The sequence below is a fragment of the Bacillus sp. OTU530 genome, from assembly GCF_038440375.1.
In genome coordinates, this window is record NZ_JASATP010000024.1 from 1 (window position 1) to 23,383 (window position 23,383).

The 23,383-nt window shown below is 39.8% G+C and carries 14 protein-coding genes and 3 pseudogenes; 14 read left to right on the forward strand and 3 right to left on the reverse strand.

The genetic code is table 11. The features are described from left to right. Window positions 1-827: 827 nt before the first annotated feature. Window positions 828-2,399, forward strand: a complete 1,572-nt coding sequence (locus tag AAHB12_RS17695) for an alpha-amylase family glycosyl hydrolase (RefSeq protein WP_342046264.1) — start codon at window positions 828-830, stop codon at window positions 2,397-2,399. A gap of 259 nt (window positions 2,400-2,658) precedes the next feature. On the opposite strand, the gene AAHB12_RS31855 is transcribed toward AAHB12_RS17695, so the two are convergent. After that, on the reverse strand, window positions 2,659-3,003 hold the full coding sequence (locus tag AAHB12_RS31855; protein ID WP_446715578.1) for a transposase: 345 nt from the start codon (window positions 3,001-3,003) through the stop codon (window positions 2,659-2,661). Between AAHB12_RS31855 and AAHB12_RS17705 the strand changes: the two are divergent. The 5 genes and pseudogenes from AAHB12_RS17705 to AAHB12_RS17720 form a co-directional block, all read left to right on the forward strand. Next, window positions 2,900-3,127 (forward strand): annotated as a pseudogene (locus tag AAHB12_RS17705) (transposase); the annotation flags it as partial. The gene AAHB12_RS31855 and the pseudogene AAHB12_RS17705 overlap by 104 nt on opposite strands. A 58-nt stretch (window positions 3,128-3,185) precedes the next feature. Next, a pseudogene (locus AAHB12_RS31860) lies at window positions 3,186-3,798 on the forward strand (glycoside hydrolase family 2 TIM barrel-domain containing protein); the annotation flags it as partial. A 156-nt stretch (window positions 3,799-3,954) separates the two neighbouring features. Continuing rightward, window positions 3,955-4,752, forward strand: a complete 798-nt coding sequence (locus AAHB12_RS31865; RefSeq protein WP_446715580.1) for a beta-galactosidase small subunit — start codon at window positions 3,955-3,957, stop codon at window positions 4,750-4,752. Window positions 4,753-5,464: 712 nt separating this feature from the next. Beyond that, a complete protein-coding gene (locus AAHB12_RS17715) occupies window positions 5,465-7,276 on the forward strand; it encodes a heparinase II/III domain-containing protein (RefSeq protein ID WP_342046265.1) in 1,812 nt (603 codons plus the stop codon). 104 nt (window positions 7,277-7,380) lie between these two features. After that, a complete protein-coding gene (locus AAHB12_RS17720; protein ID WP_342046266.1) occupies window positions 7,381-7,587 on the forward strand; it encodes an aspartyl-phosphate phosphatase Spo0E family protein in 207 nt (68 codons plus the stop codon). A gap of 243 nt (window positions 7,588-7,830) precedes the next feature. On the opposite strand, the gene AAHB12_RS17725 is transcribed toward AAHB12_RS17720, so the two are convergent. Then, window positions 7,831-8,718, reverse strand: coding sequence for a helix-turn-helix domain-containing protein (locus AAHB12_RS17725; RefSeq protein ID WP_342046267.1), 888 nt, complete (start codon window positions 8,716-8,718; stop codon window positions 7,831-7,833). 151 nt (window positions 8,719-8,869) lie between these two features. On the opposite strand from AAHB12_RS17725, the pseudogene AAHB12_RS17730 reads away from it, so the two are divergent. Both AAHB12_RS17730 and AAHB12_RS17735 read left to right on the forward strand, forming a co-directional pair. Then, window positions 8,870-10,640 (forward strand): annotated as a pseudogene (locus AAHB12_RS17730) (ABC transporter ATP-binding protein). After that, on the forward strand, window positions 10,627-12,408 hold the full coding sequence (locus tag AAHB12_RS17735; protein ID WP_342046268.1) for an ABC transporter ATP-binding protein: 1,782 nt from the start codon (window positions 10,627-10,629) through the stop codon (window positions 12,406-12,408). The pseudogene AAHB12_RS17730 and the gene AAHB12_RS17735 overlap by 14 nt, the downstream one beginning before the upstream one ends. A 229-nt stretch (window positions 12,409-12,637) precedes the next feature. Here the strand turns inward: AAHB12_RS17735 and AAHB12_RS17740 are convergent, their stop codons facing one another. Continuing rightward, window positions 12,638-13,402, reverse strand: coding sequence for a helix-turn-helix transcriptional regulator (locus AAHB12_RS17740; RefSeq protein ID WP_342046269.1), 765 nt, complete (start codon window positions 13,400-13,402; stop codon window positions 12,638-12,640). A gap of 260 nt (window positions 13,403-13,662) precedes the next feature. On the opposite strand from AAHB12_RS17740, the gene AAHB12_RS17745 reads away from it, so the two are divergent. From AAHB12_RS17745 to AAHB12_RS17770, 6 genes are all read left to right on the forward strand, one after another. Further along, the gene (locus AAHB12_RS17745; RefSeq protein ID WP_342046270.1) at window positions 13,663-15,030 is read left to right on the forward strand and encodes an MATE family efflux transporter; all 1,368 of its coding nucleotides are present in this window, start codon (window positions 13,663-13,665) and stop codon (window positions 15,028-15,030) included. 777 nt (window positions 15,031-15,807) lie between these two features. Next, window positions 15,808-16,995 (forward strand): hypothetical protein, encoded by a 1,188-nt coding sequence (locus AAHB12_RS17750; protein WP_342046314.1) that lies wholly within the window; start codon window positions 15,808-15,810, stop codon window positions 16,993-16,995. Window positions 16,996-17,111: 116 nt separating this feature from the next. Then, window positions 17,112-18,827 carry an IS200/IS605 family accessory protein TnpB-related protein gene (locus tag AAHB12_RS17755; RefSeq protein ID WP_342046271.1) on the forward strand — a complete coding sequence of 572 codons (1,716 nt, stop codon included), beginning with the start codon at window positions 17,112-17,114 and terminating at the stop codon, window positions 18,825-18,827. 404 nt (window positions 18,828-19,231) lie between these two features. Beyond that, the gene (locus AAHB12_RS17760; protein ID WP_342046272.1) at window positions 19,232-19,753 is read left to right on the forward strand and encodes a hypothetical protein; all 522 of its coding nucleotides are present in this window, start codon (window positions 19,232-19,234) and stop codon (window positions 19,751-19,753) included. Between the two features lie 783 nt (window positions 19,754-20,536). After that, a complete protein-coding gene (locus AAHB12_RS17765; protein WP_342046273.1) occupies window positions 20,537-21,550 on the forward strand; it encodes a substrate-binding domain-containing protein in 1,014 nt (337 codons plus the stop codon). A 50-nt stretch (window positions 21,551-21,600) separates the two neighbouring features. Further along, a complete protein-coding gene (locus AAHB12_RS17770; protein WP_342046315.1) occupies window positions 21,601-23,376 on the forward strand; it encodes a cache domain-containing sensor histidine kinase in 1,776 nt (591 codons plus the stop codon). Window positions 23,377-23,383 lie beyond the last annotated feature (7 nt).

Genomic DNA, 23,383 nt, shown 5'->3' on the forward strand with positions numbered 1-23,383 from the left:
TACTGTACGGTTTCTTTTGGTTTCACTGTTGGTTCCTCTTACTGAGTGTTGGAGCAACAACGAAATTGAAAAGGCTTTATAGATTTCTAAATACATCGATTTCCGCTTTCGAATCTTATGTTAACCGGCCTAGCCATGGGCTGGTTTTTTACTCGTAAATAGAAGCATTTTTCACATGAAAAAGCCGACTCACGTTTTTATTTTCATGAATTGGCTAGTGAATCTTACTATAAGAAGAAGTCATTATGATTTACTCCTTGTTTTTGACGACTTAAGCTAAGCAACGTGTTTACAACTAAGTCTGGGACTTTCTGTATGTTTCCATTAATTTTACATATTATTCCATTGATGAAGCAACTAAATTTAAAGGTTTTTTCATTTAGCCTGAGAAAAGATCACCTTATCCGTTAGATGACCCTCTACATGTATCACATGAGTTAATTTTTAACATTTTAGGTATTGCAAACGCTTTCCATCCGTGTTATATTTCCATTGTCAGCAAATTGTGCAAACGTTTTCCTAAAGTGAGGTGATAATGATCATGAGAGAGACTTTCTTGCACTCAGGATAAAGAAAACTCGCTGATTGGTAAGCCGTTAGGCGAAGGCAGAAGCGTAGTTGTCCTTACACTTTATTCCTAAAGTTTTCGGCTAGGTTGAATGGGAAATTTCACAGTCTTAAAGTGTAAAAAACATGTATGTCAGTAGTTTATTTTGTGAATATAAAGGACTTTTCATGATTATCAGGCTTTTTACGTTTTGCTAACAGTTCGAGAATCTTTAAAAATTTATGCAAACGGTTGCTCATATTTCAAGGGGGATGGAAGTATGAAAGGGAAAAAATGGACTACTTTGGCACTATCTTTACCGCTAGTTCTTAGCTTATCAACAGGTACCTATGCAGAAACGTTACATAGCGATAAGGGACAAACAACAAAAACGGGAAATAAAAATGGTGTTTTCTATGAACTATATGTAAATTCGTTTTATGATACGAATGGTGATGGCCATGGTGATTTAAAAGGCGTCACAAAGAAACTTGACTACTTAAATGACGGAAATCCAGCAACGGAGAATGACCTCCAAGTGAATGGGATCTGGATGATGCCCATTAACCCCTCACCTAGTTATCACAAATATGATGTAACAGACTACTATAATGTTGATCCTCAGTATGGAAGCTTGCAAGATTTTCGTAAGCTAACGGCAGAAGCACATAAACGCAATGTGAAGGTAATAATGGATCTCGTCATCAATCATACAAGCAATGAACATCCATGGTTTGTTGATGCGTTAAAAAATAAAAATAGCAAATACCATGATTATTATATTTGGGCCGATAAAAATACAGATTTAAACGAAAAAGGCCCATGGGGTCAACAGGTATGGCACAAAGCATCCAACGGAGAGTATTTCTACGCAACATTTTGGGAAGGTATGCCGGATTTAAACTATGATAACCCTAAAGTACAAGAAGAAATGATTAACGTCGGGAAGTTTTGGCTTGAGCAAGGAGCTGATGGTTTTCGTCTAGATGCGGCCATGCATATCTTCAAAGGCCAAACCCCTGAGGGAGCAAAGAAAAATATTGAATGGTGGAATGAATTCCGCGACGCGATGAGAGAAACGAATCCAAATACATATCTAGTTGGTGAAGTATGGGATAAGCCAGAAGTAGTCGCTCCATATTATCAATCGTTAGATTCTACATTTAACTTCGACTTAGCTGAGAAAATTGTTAATTCTGTTAAAAGCGGCACTGATCAAGGGGTGGCCACAGCAGCTGTTGCCACGGATGCAATGTTTAAATCATACAACCCAAATAAAATTGATGGGATATTCTTAACAAATCATGATCAAAATCGGGTGATGAGTGAATTAAGTGGAGATGTAAATAAAGCGAAGTCGGCAGCTTCCATCCTGCTAACTCTCCCTGGTAATCCATTTATTTATTATGGCGAAGAACTTGGCATGACAGGCCAAAAGCCAGATGAACTAATTCGTGAGCCGTTCCGCTGGTATGAAGGAAACGGAATAGGCCAAACAAGCTGGGAAACACCGGTTTACAACACAGGCCATAATGGAATATCAGTAGAGGCAGAAAACAAGCAAAAAGACTCACTATTAAATCATTATCGGGAAATGATTCGTGTTCGCCAGCAGCATGAAGAACTTGTCAAAGGAGATTTACAGTCGCTGCAAGTGGACAATCCACAAGTCATTGCCTATAGCCGTACGTATAAACAAAACTCTATCCAAGTGTATCACAATATTTCAAATCAGCCAGTTACATTGAAGGTTTCAAATAAAGGAAAATTGATTTTCTCTAGTGAAAAGGGGGCGAAGAAAGAGCAAGAAACATTAGTAATCCCTGCAAATACAACAGTGTTAATAAAATAAAGGCGTACAATACAATGGAAATAGCAGCAATCCCTCTACTATCTCAGTAGAGGGATTACACGTTGTTGAAAAAAGAAGTAGTCCATAAAAAAATCTCGAGGTTTTCCGAGATTTTTTATGGACTATCTTTTTTCTTTTTCTTTTTTTGGTAACTTAAATCTATGCCAGATTCGCGCAGCAAACGCAATTTGGTCCGTTTTTTCAAGTTTTGTAATATAGCGGTCATCAAAACTTGGATTGTAACTTTCTGAACTTCACGCTAGCGTGCGAAGCGAAACCTGTGAAGTTCTTTGCTTTTTGCAAAACTTCTTTCAACAGTAGAAGGTCGAACAGAACGCAGAACTTTCCCCCGTGGGGAAAGACGCTGAGAATGCAGACGATCATATACATTTTGATACACGGAAATACGAAGGACTCGATCCCTTTTCCTAGCATAAGGGCAGCCTTCGCAGCTTCCCTTTGGGGGACGGTACTCGTGATACCCTTGTCGTGTGGAATTCGGAGCTATTGGTGACGTTGAGCGATTTAGTACATACAAAGAGTTCAAAGAGTATCTCGGTGTTTCGGCTGGAAATAAACAATCAGGGACATCCGTAAAGGGCACGAGAATGACCTTTAGCGGTGTTCGAGATGCACGTCGTGTTCTCCATCAAATGGCAATGATAATCATTGCGGTGAATTCACACCCATCCGTATTTAGCTCCTATTATCATCGTCTAGTAGAACGTTTCTCGATATTTCAAGGCAGTTGATCCAAGTCGTCTTGTTCATTACGAGGGTGTATTTCATGCACGAGATTATAACGATACGAGCGATATGGAAAGCCGCATGTATGCAAAGCCAGCGGACATTGAGAAAGTATTTAACAGAAAATCCAGAGAAGCCTTATATTAGCTGCGAGTATATGCATGCGATGGGAAATTCGCTTGGAGGTATGTACAAATATACAGATTTAGAGCGAAAGTATCCGATGTACCAAGGCGGCTTTATCTGGGATTATATTGATCAAGCCGTTATCAAAAAGGATCGTTACGGAAAAGAATTCTTAGCCTATGGCGGCGATTTTGACGACCGACCTACAGATTACGGCTTCTGCACGAATGGAATCGTGTATGCGAACCGAGAGCTTTCACCAAAGATGCAGGAAGTAAAATATTTGTATCAAGACTTCAAGTTAGTGCCTGATCAAACTGGTGTAACCGTCTTGAATGAAAGCCTCTTTTCTAATACAGCTGATCATCATTTGGAATATATCCTTTTCCTTGAAGGCCAGGAATTATATCGAAACAAGCTGAATCTGGCTGTGGCACCTCAGAGCGAGGGCCGAGCCGAATTTACGTGGCCGGTCGATATCATGAGCAAATCCGGGGAGTATTGCGTTCATACTTCGTTGAATCTGAAGGAAAATACACTCTGGGCAGATGCAGGGCATGAGATTGCGTTTGGACAGTTTGTGTTTCAGGCGGGGCAGAACAATCTGTATCCTGTAAAAGGAGACTTACGAGTTGTACATGGTGATGTGAATATTGGGATTCATGGTCGGGATTTCACGGTTATGTTCTCGAAGCAAGTAGGAAGTTTGATTTCATTAAATTATGCTGGTAGGGAAATGATAGCAACTCCTCCCGCACCGTTATTCTGGAGAGCCACTACTGATAATGATAGAGGCTATTCACAAGGTTTCCATTCAGGACTCTGGTACGCGGCTAGCTTGTCGCGCAAGTGTGTTGCGATTGGTGTGGAGGAAAAGACAGATGCTGTTAGTGTCGCCTTTACTTACAAATTACCACTCAATAATGAGCTTGAGGTAAAGGTTGGTTACACGGTATATCCGGATGGCAGCGTGTGTGTCAAGTCGGTATATCATGGTGCAGACAATATTCCGCCGATGCCAATCTTTGCGGTAGCCTTCAAGATTCCAGCCGATTATGATCAACTCGAATGGTATGCAATGGGTCCAGAAGAAAATTATTCGGATCGTGTGATGGGAGCAAGGCTCGGGATGTTTAAAAACACTGTGCCCGACAATGTGTCTGGCTATGTCATGCCGCAAGAATCCGGGAACCGTACGGGAGTGCGCCGAGTAAGTGTGACGAACCATGAAGGGCAGGGAATCAGAATTTCCTCTGTAACCGATCCACTTGAGTGTACGATTTCGCCTTATACAGCATTTGAGCTTGAGCATGCCCAGCATCATTATGAACTGCCAAATGTCCACTATACGGTTGTGACAGTAGCCGGCAGGCAGATGGGCGTCGGTGGAGATGATAGCTGGGGGGCGCCGGTACATGACGAACACCTCATCCAAGCTGCTGAAGACATGGCATTCGAATTTATGATTCAAAGGGTCTAATGATGATATGGAAACCCTTGTAAAATAATTTTTACTAGTGGGGAGTCTGGAACATACAGGCTCTTCGCTAGTTTAGAGTAATCATAATAGTTATTTATAAGGATACACAGTAAAAAAAGCTTTGTTAAAGACTTTAGTAGAAAATAAAAGGCTGTGCTGATTTTATGTAAATATGGTAATTTTTTTACATTCATAACATTTGCTAATTGGCAGAGGAAGAAAATAGGTTCGATGATGTCTGGATGCGAAATTCTAACGTATCGAATGTTTCAGCAAATAAAGAAACTATCATATTGCTTTAGGTAGCTGAGCAAGTATATGTTAAAGCATTTATTTTTCAAATAATGAGGGGTAAAGGGGCTGCTACGGTAGCTCCTTTTCTTCTTTAACGAGGGAAAGCTAGTTGGCGAAGGAATATTTGGGTATCTATAGAAAAGGTAAAATTTTTTCATAAAAAGTCCTAAAATGTAGCTATTGAAAACGCTTTATTAAAATTATGATAAGAATAACATAAAAAAGACTTGTAGAGGAAAGCTTTTAATTTTTCCATGAGTTAGGAAGGATAGGCATGGAGCTGAAAAGAACGCTAGATTGGTTGAATCTGCAATAAAACTTAATGAGGTATATGAAATGCTTTAATTGCCTGTTTATTTTTTTCTTTTTATACAATTATTAAGATGTTCATATCGAAAAGATAGGAAAGAGGTAGAACATGACTAGTTTTAAAAAAATTCTTGAAGCAATTAGTGATGAAAGAAAAGATAAGAAAACTCTATTCGGTGACTTAGAATGGCGGATAGAATCCCTAGGAGTATTGGGAGAGCAAATCATTGAGGAAGCAAAAAAGGCTCAAGTAACGTCCCTTCCATCTATTAGCTTTGACGGATATCGAAATTATGTCGAGCAAGGCGATCGAAAAACATTTGAAAATCAGTATTTTGAACGGAGGAGAAGATTATGTGCACTAGCTCTCCAAGTTTTTCTCGATGATACTCAAGATGTTTCGTACATGGAAAACGAACTTTGGCAGGTTTGTAATGAATTCACTTGGGCTTTGCCTGCACATATTCCAACAGCCGATTGTATATTTTCCAATGAAAGAAATGCCCCTTGGGAAACTGTAGATTTATTTGCAGCAGAAACAGCACATATGTTAGCAGAAATTTATGTTCTAATAGGGGAACGCTTACACCCGTTGGTCGGTCAGCGAATAGAAGTGGAAATCCACCGGAGGGTTCTGCAGCCTTTATTTTACAATCCAGTACCATTTACATGGGAATCTGCCGCACACAATTGGAGTGCAGTTTGTGCCGGAGCAATCGGGATGACTGTATTATTCATGGTCGAAGATAAAAATAAAGTGGCGGGCATGCTTGCTCGATTATTGGGTGCCTTGGAATCCTTTATGGAAGGATTTTCAGAAGATGGAGGGTGTGCTGAAGGGGTTGGATATTGGGGATATGGATTTGGTTATTATATCTATTTTGCCGATATGCTATATCACTATACAGAAGGAAAATTGGATTTATTGTCAGCAGCAAGGGTAAAAGAGATTGCCTGCTTTCCCTATCGCACGCAGCTTTCCCGAAATCATTTTGTCAGTTATTCAGATGGACAAGCTGCTCAAACACTACCAACAGGATTATTAAGTCGTCTTCGTAATATGTTAGGGGTTGAAGTTCCTAGTACAGGGGAGATTACAGGATATCATTTCGATCATTGTTATCGCTGGGCGCATATATTTAGGAATGTGATATGGACGGAAGATGACGGATTGAATAAGGAACAAGAAGACACACAGGAACATTTTTATTTGCCTAACACAGGCTGGGTGATTCATCGTGAACAAAGGGGAATGGATCAATTTGCTTTTTCAATAAAGGGAGGACATAATAATGAGCCTCATAATCACAATGATTTAGGGAATTTTATTTTGCATGTGAATGGGGAAGATATCTTAGTAGATCTTGGAGCTGGATTATATACAAAAGATTATTTTGGAGAAAAGCGCTATGAAATATTGAATAACCGCTCTAAAGGACACTCTGTACCAGTGATTGGAGGACAAGAGCAACGGTCAGGAGCTCAATATGAGTGTAAGATTCTTTCTCAGTCTATAAATGAAAATGAAATTTCGTATACCTTAGATGTCACAAGAGCATACGGATTAGCAAATTTAAAACAATTTTATAGAAGCTTTACCTGGAAGACAGAAGAGAGTAAGTGTGTATTACATATGCATGATTATTTTAGGTATGTCGATAGACCAGAAGCAGTTCAAGAAGCTTTTATTAGTTATCTCAAACCAGAGATAACAGATCATTATATTGTTTGGAAAAGTCAACATGCAGAAGTAAAGCTGCAGTGGAATAAAGAGTGTTTTACACCTTCTTTGGAAGTCCATGAAATACTAGATCATTACGAACAGAAACAAACGGTGTATCGCCTTGTCTTACAATCGGAAGTAGTTAATAAAGAAATTGAAGGCAGCTTTTCTTTCTATTGTTTTCCTGCAAATAGATAAGAATTAAATAGATTTTTGACCAAAATGAGAGAATGTCTGAGTCGAACTAGTATGAAGTGTATGAATCAATAAAAATTAAAAAGGAGAGAAGGGAAGGATGAGTAATGATTTTGAGGAATGCATTAGAGCTAAGTAAAGGGATAGAGAATGATCGCTTGGACATGTATGAATTGGCAAAAAATAAAGGTTTTTCCAACCCGGAGGTACTCAATATGAGTCAGCAATTAGATAAGAAAATTACGCTGCTACAAGAGATGATGCTTGCAATTCGCTCTAAAAATACAAAAATGTCTCACTATCAAGTCCATTAGCAACCTTACATAGATTTTCGGGACGGACGTAAGAGTGAAAGAGCAGCAAGTTGTTTAATAAAAATAAACAGGAAATGCTTGCAATTCACTCTAAAACTAATAAATAAGTAAAGAGATATTATATTGAATAGAATGTATTATATAAAAAACACCTTCTCAACTCGCAATGAAACGACTCAGATGAAGGTGTTTTTCATTCGTAAGTACCTAATAGAGGAATAGATGGCAGTGATGAGGAGTACATCAATGGTTCTTCACGGGGATTTTTCCTACATATTGTTTTCGAAATTGATTGGGTGTTAACTTTTCTAGTTTTTTAAAGATTCTACTGAAATATGCGGATTGTGCAAACCCGCTGCTTTCTGAAATTCTATCAATACTCCAATCTGTTGAAATAAGTAAAATCTTTGCTTGATCAATGCGAATTTTATTTAAATATTCTATCGGTGTACAGCCAAAGGCCTGGATCATGCATCTTGCAATATGATTAGGATGGAAGCTTAGAGCATAACCAAGTTCCTCGTAGGTTACTTTTTTTGCATAGTTTTTCCTTAAGTAAATGGCTGCTTTTTCTGCTACTGCGAATACAGGTAGAGATGTGGCCAGATGCATATGATTTGAAAGTTCTTGGAGTAATTGTTGAAAGAGCATTTGCCGCTGCCATTCCCCAGAGTGGATGGAATCGTTTTCTGATGAATTAATTTTTGAGCATAGGAGTTCAACAGTCTCAGGATTTGATAATTTACAATACTTAGGCAGCGTTATCCCAAACGGGCTCTCAGATAAAAAGTTTTCACTGTCCACAGCTGCTTTGTCCTCGTAATAACAAGGTTTAGAGACGGCAAGATCCTGCCATCCTTTCACGGCAATGAAATGGAGCCAAAAAAAATCGGTTATCTCATCACAAGGTGAAGTGGAGTAATGGTGTCGATCAGGGTAGAGGATGAGCGCACATCCCTCACTAACGTTAAAGTTATGACTGTCTTCGCCCATGAATAATCGTCCTTTTGTTACAACTAATAAATCAAAAACACCAATTTTGTTCCGGTTTGTGTGTGATTGACCGATATTAAACGTATTTTTACCAGCTGCAAGAAGCGTCGGTAAAGGCGGAGCAAACAATTGTAACATTTTATTTCTCCTCTAATGTTAGGATTGTGCAATTTTTTGTTAGGATTTTACATTTTATTCCTTGATTATAACACTATAATAAGTTCATAAATGTTTTTATTTTAGTGTATCTATGTTTAATAATCAAAGGCGGGGGAGGGGAAGTGAGATCGTGAAAAGTATACGTTGGGTGTGGGGGTATATTCGGAACTTTCGCATTAGATTATTTAGCGGACTTTTTCTGGCATTAGCTGTTTCCATGCTAAATATGCTGAATCCATATTTGGCAGGAACAATTGTTGATAAGGTTATTTATGGCCATCAGAATAGTTTGTTATGGCCCTTTTTGGGGACGATGATAGGAATAACCGTTATCAAGACAGTCATTCGATATAATTATCAATTAATGTTCGAGCGGGTTTCCCAAAGTGTCATATTCACGATAAGAGAACGGTTGTACGATCGTCTGCAGCAATTAGATTTTAGTTTTTTCGATCGGACCAAAACTGGAGATATCATGGCGCGAATGACCGGTGATTTGGAGACTGTAAGACATTTTACCGCATGGACAATTTATATGATCTTCGAAAATCTAACCATTTTAGTATTCGCCATTGGGTTTATGTTCTATATCAATCCGCTGTTAGCGATGGCAATGCTCGCGGTGACACCAATTATTGGTTTCTTTGCCACCCGTTTGTCCTTTACTGTCAGACCTACTTTTTCTGAGATCAGAGGACAGTTTGCAAGGTTAAATTCAGTGGTGCAGGAAAACATTAGCGGAAATCGTGTCGTGAAGGCCTTCGCAAAGGAAGATTATGAGATTGAGAAGTTTTCAGTGGAAAATGAGGCCTTTAAGGAAAAAAATCTCGTCTCCGCAAGGATTTGGGAAAAGTATTTGCCTATTCTCGATTCATTGGCAGGAGTGTTAACTGTTGTAATGCTCTTAGTTGGAGGAATGATGGTCATTAATGATTCTCTTACTTTGGGGGAGTTAGTAACATTTAATTCCTTGATTTGGGCGTTAAATAATCCGATGCGGATGGCCGGCTGGTTAATAAATGATGTTCAAAGGTTTATCGCTTCAGCTGAAAAAGTAGAAGATCTGTTAAATAAAAAACCTGAAATTACTAATGAGGCAAAAAGATTCAAGATCAAACACCTTAAGGGGATAGTAGATTTCAATAATGTATCTTTTAGTTATGGAGACGAACCGGTTTTAAAAGACGTCAGCTTTAAAGTGATGCCGGGTCAAACAGTGGGGATCATTGGACCAACGGGTGCCGGAAAATCAACATTAGTCAATCTGCTAAGCAGATTTTATGATGTGACGAGCGGGGACGTAAGGGGTAGATGGGCTGAGTGTAAAGGAATGGGATTTAGCTAAATTGAGGGGTAGTATGGCAACGGTAATGCAGGATATATTTCTTTTTTCGGATACAATTGAAGGCAATATTGCGTACGGTGACCCGGATGCCTCATTCGAAAAAGTCCAATCTGCTGCCAAAATGGCAGAGGCCCATGATTTTATTTTAAAGCTGCCGAATGGTTACGATACTATTATTGGGGAACGAGGGGTAGGTCTATCAGGAGGCCAAAGACAAAGGATTGCCTTAGCACGAGCCATTTTAAAAAATCCATCCATTTTAATTCTGGATGATACCACTTCAGCTGTAGATATGGAAACAGAGCTCCGGATTCAACAAACATTACAGTCTATTCTTATGGAGAAAACCTGTTTTATTATTGCCCATCGGATTTCTTCTGTAAGAGAAGCCGATTTAATTCTGGTCATGGACAATGGTACGATCATTGAAAGAGGGAAGCATAAAGAGCTTTTGGCTAAAAAAGGGTATTACTATAGAGTGTTTAGCAACCAAAATGGGAATTTTGATCATCAATATAATGGTGAGGATGTGAAATATCTCAATGGCGCGAAATAAATTTGATGTCGATGAAGAGTTGGAATCACCATTTAGTTTTATTCATTTAAAACGAATGTTTGCTTATTTGAAGCCGTACAGAAAAAAGATATTTGTAACCGTTTTAATCATGCTGATCGCCAGCGGTGCAAATTTAATTGGACCATATTTGATTAAAAAAGCCATTGATGAAAGTATTCCGAAGAAGGATGTTGCCGGTTTGTTAGCTCTTGCAGGCATTTACTTAATCGCCCTCATTATGACCGGGATTTGCATGAAATATAGAATTAGAATGATGTCTCAAATTGGGCATAGTGTTGTTCTCCATATTAGAAAAGACTTGTTTACCCATTTGCAAAAGCTATCATTCTCATTTTATGACAGCAGGCCGCACGGGAAGATTTTAGTAAGGGTAGTAAACTATGTAAACTCCTTAAGTGATTTATTATCAAATGGTTTAATTAATTTGATTACCGATCTATTTAGCCTTTTCGTCATTATAGGGTTTATGTTGGCGCTTGATGTAAAGTTAACGCTTATGGCAATGCTTGGGCTTCCCATCCTTGCCGGCGTCATCCTGCTGATAAAAAATGCCCAACGGAAGGCATGGCAATTGTTAAGTAACAAGCAATCGAATATGAATGCTTATATTCATGAAAGCATCAATGGAATCAAAGTAACGCAAGCCTTTACGAGGGAGGCAGAAAATAAACGGATATTTAATGAGGTATCTGAAAGTTATCGAAGCTCATGGATGAGGGCAGTACGAATTCAATTTCTGCTTTGGCCTTCAATTGAAAATATTTCTATTATTACCACCTCTTTCATTTATGTTGTCGGTATATCCCTGATTGGCAATGGAGTAACAGTGGGGGCATTGGTTGCTTTTGTTGGCTATATTGGAATGTTTTGGGCACCAATCGCTAATATTGGGAATTTCTACAATGCGATCATTAATGCGACGGCCTACTTGGAGAGAATATTCGAAATGATCGATGAACAACCGACAGTAAAAGATCGTCCAAATGCTATGGAGCTTCTTCCTATCAAAGGAAAAGTTGAATTTAAAGATGTTATGTTTGGATATGAAGATAGTGAAAGAATCCTTGAATCCATTAATTTCTGTGCGAATCCTGGTGAAACCATTGCTCTTGTTGGTGCAACCGGATCGGGTAAGACTACGATCATCAGTTTGATTAGCCGTTTTTATGAAGTAAGCAGCGGACGAATTGAAATCGATGGTGTCGATATTAACACAGTCACCATCCCATCCTTACGAAAACAAATGGGTGTCATGCTTCAGGATCCGTTTATTTTTTCTGGTACGATTATGGATAATATTCGTTATGGACGGCTGGATGCTACGGATGAAGAAGCGATTGCAGCAGCCAAAGCGGTTCAGGCTCATCAGTTTATTATGGGGCTGTCAGATGGGTATCAAACGGAGGTTAACGAAAGAGGCACAAGGCTTTCGACTGGACAAAGGCAATTAATCTCTTTTGCCCGTGCGCTTTTAGCAGATCCAAAAATATTAATCTTGGATGAGGCTACATCATCGATTGATACGGAAACAGAGCTGGCCTTGCAAAAGGGACTTGAAACGTTGCTGGCTGGTAGAACCTCCTTTATTATTGCCCATCGTCTTTCCACCATTCAAAATGCGACTCGCATTCTCGTAATCGATAAAGGAAGAATTATAGAGGAAGGATCCCATAGCGAATTAATGAGTCGAGAGAGTTACTATTGGAAACTGCATCATTCACAACATCAATCCCTGGAAGTGGGATAAAAACGGTCATTTCCACGCCATGGGAGTGTTAGATTCTGTGATTTGATACTAACAATGTATAACCAAGCCTCTGAATAATGAAGAGGCTTGGTTTTCTTAGGGATATTACATCGTTTATGGGCTTCAATGGGCTTTCATCATTTCTACAAGGTTATCCGGTACCGATTTTATCGACTACAATTTTTCCTCTTCTATTTCCCCGCGAAAAACTACTGAAAGACTCTATACCCTAGTAATTCGAAAAGCGATTTCGATAAGTCCGTGGCGAAAGGCCTTCGTATTTAGCGAAGCTGTAACTGAAATAAGAGGGTTGATGAAATCCTACTTCTTCAGCGATGCGGGCGACTGGCAGATCCGTTCGCAAGAGAAGCAGCTTGGCTTGCTCTAATCGATACCTTATAAGATATTCGATAGGGGAGCAGCTGAATTGCTTTTGCATGCAGCGTGCTATGTAAACCGGGTGGAAGTTTAAAACCTCTCCAAGTTTTTCAGCTGTAATGTCCTCCTTGTAATGCTTGCGCAGATAAGAAGCAGCCTGATCGGCAACTTGTTCCCCGGGCGTCACCGTGTTCAGGTCAAGAGAGGCATTCAGTAGCTCAAGGATTTGCTGAAAGATTAATTGTCGCTTCCAACGTGCCCAATTGTTATGTGATTGCTGCTCCAAATCATTTAATTGCTGTACTTTCTCATAAACCGTTGTAGGCTGTAATAACCGGACAAATTGCGGGATATTCATAGAAAAGCTTTGAACCGTAAAAGCATCAAATCCCATTGGTTCCGTTTGTGGTACTATAGGGTAATTTTCCGTATCTCTCCAGTTCCCTGCTGTATTGAAATGAATCCAAAAATATCCCGTTTTCTCACGGCAGCCCTTCGTCGGATAATGGTGCTGATCAGGTCGTAAAATGAGCGCATGTCCGGCGGATACCTCATAATGTCGATCTTCTTCTCCGATATAAAGAGTGCCATGGGTAACGACCAGTAAATCGAACAACCCAAGGTCCCTGCGATTGAAGTGTTTTTGATTAGGCTGGAACACCCCAAAACCGCTAGCGATATAGTGCGGCAAGGGTGGAGCGATAAACTGAAGTATAGACATGTCCCCATACCTCCAATCTCGTCAGGTTTGAAAAGTGAAAGTTTTGGTTTAAAAACTGCCACATCACCTAGAGTATAACTTTTATAATGTGAAATGACTAGGTCGTTGGGAAAAAGACAGATTTTCATATCAACGAGGGAGTAGGAGGGGGTTAGATGATACGTAAAGAAAAAAATATGTCGCTTTGGATGCTTGCGTGGCCTATTTTTCTTGAGATGCTTTTGCAGTTTTTGCTGGGAGCTACAGATACCTTGATGGTCAGTCATGTATCTGATGATGCTGTTGCAGTGATTGGAATTTCTACGCAGTTGTTTAATGCGGTAAATATTCTGTTTGCGGCAGTGGCCAGCGGTGCCGGGATACTTGTGGCCCAGAAGCTTGGGGCGAAGAAGGAGGAGGAAGCCCGTACCGTTAGTATGATGGGCTTAAAGATCTGTATTGGGATCGGAGCAGCTCTTAGTGTTCTCCTTGCTTTCGGAGCGGAGCCTATCGCCAATCTGCTGCAGCTTTCTGAGAATCTACAGCCTCTTGGGAAAACGTATATTTCCATTGTTGGCGGAGGCATGGTGTTTATGGCAGCCATGGTTGTACTTAGTACAGTGATCCGCAATACTGGAGATACACGCAGTCCTATGTATGCTGCCATTGGAATCAATGTTATTCATGTTCTCATGAACTATGCTTTCATTCACGGTGCTGTAGGATTTCCAGCGTGGGGTCTGACAGGCGTAGCTTTATCTACAACCATTAGCCGCATAATAGGTACCATCATTCTGTTTGTTATCTTTAGGAAATCCTTCCAGAAGCGTTTTAGCTGGACTGATATACGGATATTTGATCGACCGTTGTTTCGAGAAACTATGAAATTGAGTTGGCCGCTAGGGGTGGGAATGTCATCTTGGTGTTTTACTCAGTTAGTGATCTTTACTTTTATTGCCATTCTTGGCTCCAAGGAGTTAACTGCAAGAACTTATATGAACACATTAGAGTCATTTTGCTTCTTGGTTGGCTTCTCTATTGCTATGGCAGGGCAAATTCGCATCGCCCATCTCCATGGTTCCGGTCAAGACCAAGTGGCTTACTGGAGTGCCTATCGGGTGATGTGGATCGGGCTTTCCTTAGTCTTGGTCAATACGCTCCTACTGTATGGGTTTGGAAATAAGGCCCTTAAATTATTTACGTCTGACTCGGAGATTGTATCTCTCGGCGTTTCGCTGCTAGCTGTTAATCTGCTGCTGCAGCCGGCCAAAATGCTCAATATGGCTTTAGGCAATGCTTTAAACGCTGTAGGCGAAACCCGCTTTAACATGATAGTTGGATTAGTTTCCATGTGGGTGATTGCCGTAGGTTTATCTTACTGCCTAGGAATTTGGATGAGTTGGGGCTTGTATGGTATCTATGCAGCAATGATTTTAGATGAATTACTGCGAGGGGTGTTAGTTCTATTCCGTTGGAGAGCCAAAAAGTTTATAGTGAAGTCTGATGCTAAGGAGGAACTGAAAAACGCAACGATGGTTTTTTAGAATGCTTATCACTTGCTATACTATAATGATTTTTATAGATTGCTTGCATTTTTAACTATAGTTTTTTAAGAAATATACACCCTAATTAACGAAGGTTGATTGGGGTGTATTGTTTTTCCATGACCATAATTTAAAAAGCTAGGTAGAAATACCCTATAACAAAGCAATTTTCTCATTCCCTGGTTTCTTCATAGCTTTTTAACAGGTTGTAGGTAGCAGAAATAAGCCCCTTCTATTTATTATATATTCATTTTATTAACAGGCCGAAGATGTAAAAAAAACGTTAAATGAAGTCGATATAATGGCATAAAAAACGAAAGAGAATATGACATAATGAAAGCGATAACACTATTTCTCTAAAAAATCAGGTAGTACATAGGGAAAACCTTTAAGAAAAGCATGGTTTTATTAGGGAATGAAAAAGGGTTAGAACTGATGAGGGAAATCCCCACTCAGCTAACATACACACCTTTTAAAATATATAGGGAGGAATTTATGAAAAATGTAATACCTTTACAAACTTACCTTATTTCATCTCCTTAGAATAACACCAGAAAAGTAAATACAAATCCCAAACAATCACAACAGGGCCCCATTAATTGTAACGAGTCTTTTATTGGTATTCATGTATTTGATGAATAAGAGGGAAAATCTAGTTTTCTTAAAAAAGAAATAAACTAATAGACTAAAATCGCTGTAATCGAAACGATTTATTTCGTTTTATATATTGAGCGAGGGGGAAAGGATAGATTATAAAAATGGTAAAAAGAGGTTTGGATATCTGAAGGAATTGCCCCAATGATAAATGCTCGTTACCGTGAAAATATGGAGCCAAACTATAACGGGCTTGGAGGAAAAACAGGGATTGTCGATGTAACCTCGCGTATTATATCAGCATATTCATGGACAGGTGCAGGCAGCAATCCGCTTAATGCAGTTTCATTTGATTTTCAACCTTCAGTTGCAGCCTTTTATGAAGGTTCTGCCTATAATCCGAAGCATCTCATCAGTGCGTATGATCCATGGTCTGGTTTTTATGAAGCAGATGGTGGGTTACAAGGAGTTCGTCATGTTATGAACTTTGTCGGATATGATGATCACACCACACCTGAAAATGAGCGCTGGATGTATGTTAAGGATGCAACATTTAGTGATGGAGCTTTCTTCGATGGCGGTGTAGACGTCGGAACGAGTACTCATAATTATATGACATTAAAGGATCCAGAAACGGATGACTATACAACGGTCTTTGCAAATAATACAAAGGAGACACGTAAATATCAGATTCATACTAAAAATCTAAATGGAAAAGAGAATGCACCAGTCTATGTTTGGGAAACACGCGGGGCAGATGCAGGACAAGATTATGATGCGAATTGGTTTAAAAATATCAGCAAAATTACACCAAAAGACGGTGTATATGAAGTTGAAGTGAAGCCTTACTCAATTGTGACTATATCAACATTAGATAAAAAGTCTGAAGTTAAAGGCTTTGAGTATCAATCACAACCAGTTGATGTATCGCAAGACAAAATACTGCCACTACCATATACGGATGACTTTGAATACAAGAAATATCCTGTCGATGAAAAAGGCAGAGATTATGTGGATCGTCGCGGAGGCACACCACGTTATACTACTGATCAGACTGCTGCTTTTGAAGTTGTGAAAAAAGCAACTAAACCGCTATCTAGTGGAAGTGCAGCACGTACTGATCTAGAAATTCCGAATGCAAAGGCTCATGGAAATATGCTGCAGCAGAAAATCACTCATGACATAATTGAAGCAGATTGGGCGGTTTGGGGCGGAACAGATGGATCAGCATCTAACAGTAACCCAACCACCACTCTCGGTGATCATCGTTGGGTGAATTATAAAGTTTCGTATGACTTTTTATCATTTTCCGACAGAAGACCTTCACTTCAAGCACGTGATGGGCGTAGCCCAGTGGTAAGTGGAGGATGAATGTCGGCTAGGCAATCGCCTAGCTTGTTTGGTAAATAGGGAAATGCACCTAGACAAACGTATGTTCTTTTGGTAATATATAATTACCAAAATGAACCAGAAGGGAGAAGGAAGGAATGAAGAAGTGCTATTTTTCCAATCGAATCTATAGACACACAATCCCCCACGATTTGAATCAGGAACTCTCTCATTCTCTCCGCCTCTATAATAGAGCCATGCGCACGGCTTATGCTTGGCAAACAAAACATCTACGCACGGGGAACAAGCCGTATGAAGGCACTCTTCACCTTGCGATTAAGAAACGATTTCAACTGGATGATTACTATACTAATAGCGCAGTCCAACAAGCAAATGCTCTTCGTACCTCTCAAAAGGAACTACAAGCGTTGTATGTCAAACAGGTAGACAGTGTCGTGCAATCGATTCAAAAGAAATTAAAAAACGAACGCCGCAAGCTAACCACATTGCGAAACATGAAGCAATCGATTGTGGATGGAAAACCGAAATTGCATAAGCGAATGGGGTATCGAGTGCATCAAACAGCTTCCGGTGCGGTATATGCGCTTCATCGTAAGAACGAGACACAGGTTTGGTTCTCCCTCTACCTGTTTGAACATCAGCATATAGATAAAGAACTCAAACGTCTCAAGGCAAGAATCGGACAACTCCGGCATCGTCTCCTTCGGCAGGAGCGGAAAAAGGAGAAACTAAGGCGAGAGATTCCTTCGGCTTTGTTCGGCTCTCGTTCCTTCTTTCGTAAGCAATATACAATGCGTAAGGATCAACAGGGTCATGCGGCGTGGAGACATGCATTCCGTTACAAAAGGAACGCCAAGATGACCATCTCTGGACGGAAGGATGCGAAGTATGGGAACTTTGTGTTCCAATATGATGCGCCAAGCCAAACCTTACATATCAGAAGTACCACGGGGCGAGCGCTTGTACTTCCGTATGTGTATGTTCCTTATGGACAAGACCGGGTGCAAGAATCCATCGCTGCGCAGCTTTCCTGTCAAAATAAAAAGAAGTATGGCCAGTCAATGGGGTGGTCAATCGAAGACCATGATACGTACTATATCATCAAATGTATCGTAGAAGATCCAGAACATCCTCATCTCAATCACGCAAAAGCAGATGGTGTCATCGGTGTGGACGTCAACTACAATCATATTGCCTTCTCCAACGTGAATGGACAAGGACAATTACTTTCCTCCTCTTGTCTCTATTTTTCCTTAGAAGGAAAACGAAGCGGACAAATCACAAAAATTCTAGAAGCAGAAGCGATTCGTTTGGTGGACATCGCCGTTCAAAGGAAGAAGCCGATTGTGTTAGAAGCATTGGATACAACCCTCTCCAAGTCTGCCGGACGTTACCGCAATCGGAAGCAAAATCGAAGAATGAGCCTGTTTGCCTATAAAAAGATGCAGGATGGCATTCACAGCCGAGCTGCCAAAATGGGAGTCGCTGTATTTGAGGTGAATCCTGCCTTTACAAGCCAGATCGGGAAGATGAAGTATATGAAACAGATGCATATTTCGATCCATCAAGCAGCGTCCTACGTCATTGGCAGGCGCGGCATGAACTTGAAGGAACAGGTGCCAAAGGGACTGCAAGCCTATACAGAACGCAAGGATGGGGAGCACCACTGGAAGCAATGGAGTGTTTTGACGAAGGCATTCAGCGTACTTCGTTCGCACATATTCTATCATGTATCGGGCCAATCTTATCCATTATTCAACAAGGAGATTTGTAACTATGGGCTGACACAAGCAGAACGTGATATGTTGCAGAAGTATGTACCAAAAGTTTGGTTAGAAGAAAGGGAAGCCTGACTTCGTTTGGAATGGCATCATCTGTTCTTGCATCACCATCATTTTGCCGCAAAAGCCAGAAGGATTGAGCTCCAGAATGGTGGGTGCATTGGTGCAAGAACATCGCAACACGTATAGGGTGAAAAAAGAGAAGCAACTATCACTACTTGTATGAGACAAGGTCACCTCGGTGACTTTGTCTCATACAAGAAAGTGTGAGCTCTCCCTATTTGCCCTATGAGGAGCCTGTTGAACGGCTCTGTATTTCGCTTCCTAGGAAGAGGATACAGAATCTCCCACCTTCGACCAACGGAAGTCCCCTTGTGGGAAAGGAGCGTTAGCGAGTAGGTGGGGGTAGTTCAATAGATACGCATACACCTGAAGTAGCAGGAAGAAGTAATTATGCCTTAATTGGGGTGTGACAAGTGAAAGCCGGTGGAGCAGATTCCCCTGCGCCATATAATGCACGTGTATATTCAGATGGAAGATACGAAATTCTTAAGCTTGGGAAAGTTGTAAACAGTGGAACGATTGAAGGCTTCAATAACAAGGTTTGGCATAATTTAGCGTTTGAAGCGAAAAAAAATGTATTTACACTTTATTTGGATGGAAAAGAAATCGCTGCTTATACCGACGTTGATTCAACTGCAATGGCTGGAAGAGTTACGCTGGGGTCTGGTTATTATGAAACCCTTATTGATAATTTACGTGTAGATCCAATTAAAGGATACACCTATGAATCAGATAAATATGACAGTGCACAGGGTAAGAAGTATGAGACAGAAGCAGCAGCTTTGAACAATACTGACAAATTGAATCCAATCGGGTATGTTGGGAAATGGGATTATACACAAGCAGGATATGCACATTTTAATCGTACGCAAATGACTGCAAAAACATCCTTACAGGAAGCAGTAGAGGGATTAATTGAAAAAACAAGCGAGTAGTATTAACACATCTTGTAACTCGTCTTAACCCTAAATCATTCATATTCTGTATCTTAACAACTAAAATATTGCCACAAGGCGCTGTTTTGTTAATTATCGAACCTGGGACATAAGTAGGAGAAAAAATATGCTTATCCCAGGTTTTTGCTGTTTTCTGATTTTTTTGATTACAACATTTTATACGTACAAGTTCTTATATTCGTAGGATAGTCCTTGAAGGAACAGTTAATTCAGAAGAATTAATACGCATGAGTCAAGGGGAATATCTTGATCGACAGGATTTTTGAAAGGGTATTCAATGTCGAGGAAATGTTCTAAGCAGGTTCTTTGTTAATGTAAAATCAAACGAAGTGGATCGGTAAAATAGGTTGCTATTAGAGAAGAATGTTATGGAAAAGGGAAAGTAGCATTAAGCTTATAAATCAAAAAGCGATAAACCAGAAGTCACTTGACTAGGTTAAAAATGTTCATTTGGGGAAGAGAATAAACTAGTAAAATGGGGAAGTTGTTTCTTTTTCTGATTTTTTTGATTATAATATTTTGTACGTACAAGTTTTTATAGATGTAGGATAATCCTTGAAGGAACAGTTAATTCAGAGAAATTAATACGTATTAATCAAGGGAATGTCTTGATTGACAGGATTTTTGAAAGGGTATTGAATGTTGACGAAGTGTTCTAAGCAGGTTCTTAGTTAATGTAAATCAAACGAAGTGGATCGGTAAAATAGGTTGCTATTAGAAACGAATATTAGTAGATGAATTTTTTGAAAGGGGTTTCATTTAGTGAAAAAGCTATTATTCATCTATGTTTTTTTGTTTGCTGGCTTTCTTTCTTATTTATATAACTATCATTTAAAAGAATTTGCCTCTAGCTCCTCCAATCAGCCGCAAGATGGGCTTCGGGGCAAGGTTAGCGAAAGATATGTCATGGTTACATTCTTAGCAGGGATTGATTATTGGAAAACTGCTCTGAAGGGCTTTGAAGATGCGGCTCGTGTATTGAATGTTTCGGTAGAGTATCGCGGTGCCACGCAGTACGATGTGCATGAGCAAATTGCAGTACTAGAACAAATCATTGCAAAGAAACCAGCAGGAATTGCCATATCAGCCATTAATCCTACTGCATTAACAGCTACAATCAACAAAGCAATAGATGCAGGAATTCCTGTCGTATTATTTGATTCGGATGCTTCTTCCAGTAAAGTGCATACGTTCTTAGGCACAAACAATTATAATGCTGGGGTAACCGCGGCTCATAAAATGGGAGAGTTGTTAGATGGTAGAGGGAAAGTATCTGTTGTGACATTACTGAATCAATTAAACCATCAGGAAAGAACGAAAGGATTTTTAGAGACAATTTATAAAGAATATCCACAAATAGAAGTAGTTGCCGTAAAAGATGGAAGAGGAGACCAGCTTGTTTCAAAACAAGTTGCAGAGGAAGCCATAAAGCAATACCCAGACCTGGCAGGAATTTTTACTACTGAGGCTAATGGCGGGGTTGGGGTTGGAGAGGCCGTGCAATCTGTAAAATCTGATAAACAGGTGAAGATTATTAGCTTCGATACAGACAAGAATACTCTTGATATGGTACAGAACGGGACAATATCTGCGACGCTGGCTCAAGGTACCTGGAAGATGGGATACTGGTCCTTGCAGTTTTTATTTCAGCTTAATCATAATCTTGCTTCATCTCAACAGGGGAGCATTTCAGACGCACTGGCATTGCCAGTCTATGTCGATACTGGAATTTCTATAGTTACGAAAGAGAATGTAGAAGATTATTATGCTAAGTGAGGCATCGAGAAAACGAGGGATAATAGTTGAAAAGAATAAAGTCATTTAAAATGAATAACCTCCCTATAAGATATAAGCTTATTAGTCTATTGTTAGTTATCAGTATTCTCCCGTCCATGGGACTCGGACTTCTAACTGGATGGACGGTAGAGCGCATTATTGAGAGGCAAGTAACGCAAAATACTTTTCAATTAATTGGTCAAGTGAACAAAACCTTGGAGTTTTATGCCAGCAATATGCAAAATATTAGTTATTTAATTTCATTTAACCCAGAAATAAAGCGCTTTCTAGAAGAGGGTGACGAGAGGCAAGGACCGGAAATAAATAATAAGTATAGTACACTGCAATTTTTACAGGGGTTTACAACCCTATATCCAGAGATAGCTGGTATTCTCGTAGTTAATAAAAATGGTGCCTATATTAGTAATGAAATGTATGCTCGCTCTTCGAAAAGTCTTACGGAAGAGTCATGGTATCAAGAGGCAATAAAAAATGCTGGAATTTCTAAATTCATAGGGCATCCGGTTAATAGAAATATAACCAGCCATGCTAACTATAAGGATAACGAGGTGGTATCAGTTGTACGGGCTATTTTGGATCCTGACACGCAGCAAGTGCAGGGCGTCATACTAATTGACTTAAAGCTTAGAGTAATTGCAGAAGCGACTAAGGATGCTCGCTTAGGCAAATCAGGTTATTTGACAGTAATTGATGAAAATGGAAAAAATATCTATTCCCCAACACAGCCCTTTATTGACAAAATTCCTATTCAGTGGCTAGGAGAGGCTGCATCCGGAACATTTTCGAAAGAGGTAAATGGGAATGAGCTGCAATTTATTTATCAGAATTCATCTTTTACTAACTGGACGACAGTCGGAGTGTTTTCTTCGGACGAATCAGCGTTAGCAGTAAAAGAAGTTCATTTCTACGTCATTAGTTTTGTCTTCTTCGTTTGTTTGTTTGGAATTGGTGCGTCATATTATTTATCGTCTTCCATGGCAAGGCCGATCGGTCAGTTGATGTCATTTATGCAGAAAGCAGAAGCAGGTAATTTAATGATTCGCTATGAAGGGGATCGCCAAGATGAAATTGGGATGTTGGGCCGCAGCTTTAATAACATGCTAACCCAAATCAACAAGCTGATTGTACTGACGGAACTGCAAGAGCGTCAAAAGCGGGAAGCTGAGCTGCGCAGTCTGCAGGCTCACATTAAGCCGCACTTTCTTTACAACACATTAGATACAATTAATTGGATGGCACGTAAAAAAGGAGCGGAGGATATTGCTGAAGTGGTGGAATCGCTATCCAGGTTATTTCGCATCGGACTAAGCAAAGGTAACGATATCATTCCTTTTATGGAGGAAATAAAACATATCCGCAGCTATTTGAAAATTCAAAAAGCTCGATACAAGGATAAATTGAATTATACCTTAGCTATTGCTCCAGATATTCAAGATATATTTGTCTTAAAGCTCGTATTACAGCCGATTGTAGAAAATGCTATTTATCACGGGATTAAAGAGCGAAGGGGTCCAGGTCATATTCTTATAGAAGCTAAGGAGGATAATGAACAACTAATGATTCGTGTTACCGATGACGGATCTGGGATGCCGAGCGAAATTTTATCTGCTCTTCGAAAACGATTAGCGACTGCTCTTAATATGGATGAAGAGAATCGAGAGATTAAAAATTTAGGATACGGGATGATGAATGTTCAAGCTAGAATTAAGCTGACGTTTGGTGATACCTATGGTTTATCCATTGACAGTGAAAAAGGGGAAGGGACAACAGTCACAGCAATTCTTCCGATTATTAGAGAGAAGTGAGGATCGA

Coding starts and splice junctions, on each gene's coding strand:
- AAHB12_RS17695 (WP_342046264.1), top strand. CDS start 828: ATGAAAGGGAAAAAATGGACTACTTTGGCACTATCTTTACCGCTAGTT.
- AAHB12_RS31865 (WP_446715580.1), top strand. CDS start 3,955: ATGTTCTCGAAGCAAGTAGGAAGTTTGATTTCATTAAATTATGCTGGT.
- AAHB12_RS17715 (WP_342046265.1), top strand. CDS start 5,465: ATGACTAGTTTTAAAAAAATTCTTGAAGCAATTAGTGATGAAAGAAAA.
- AAHB12_RS17720 (WP_342046266.1), top strand. CDS start 7,381: ATGATTTTGAGGAATGCATTAGAGCTAAGTAAAGGGATAGAGAATGAT.
- AAHB12_RS17725 (WP_342046267.1), bottom strand. CDS start 8,718: ATGTTACAATTGTTTGCTCCGCCTTTACCGACGCTTCTTGCAGCTGGT.
- AAHB12_RS17735 (WP_342046268.1), top strand. CDS start 10,627: ATGGCGCGAAATAAATTTGATGTCGATGAAGAGTTGGAATCACCATTT.
- AAHB12_RS17745 (WP_342046270.1), top strand. CDS start 13,663: ATGATACGTAAAGAAAAAAATATGTCGCTTTGGATGCTTGCGTGGCCT.
- AAHB12_RS17755 (WP_342046271.1), top strand. CDS start 17,112: ATGAAGAAGTGCTATTTTTCCAATCGAATCTATAGACACACAATCCCC.
- AAHB12_RS17770 (WP_342046315.1), top strand. CDS start 21,601: ATGAATAACCTCCCTATAAGATATAAGCTTATTAGTCTATTGTTAGTT.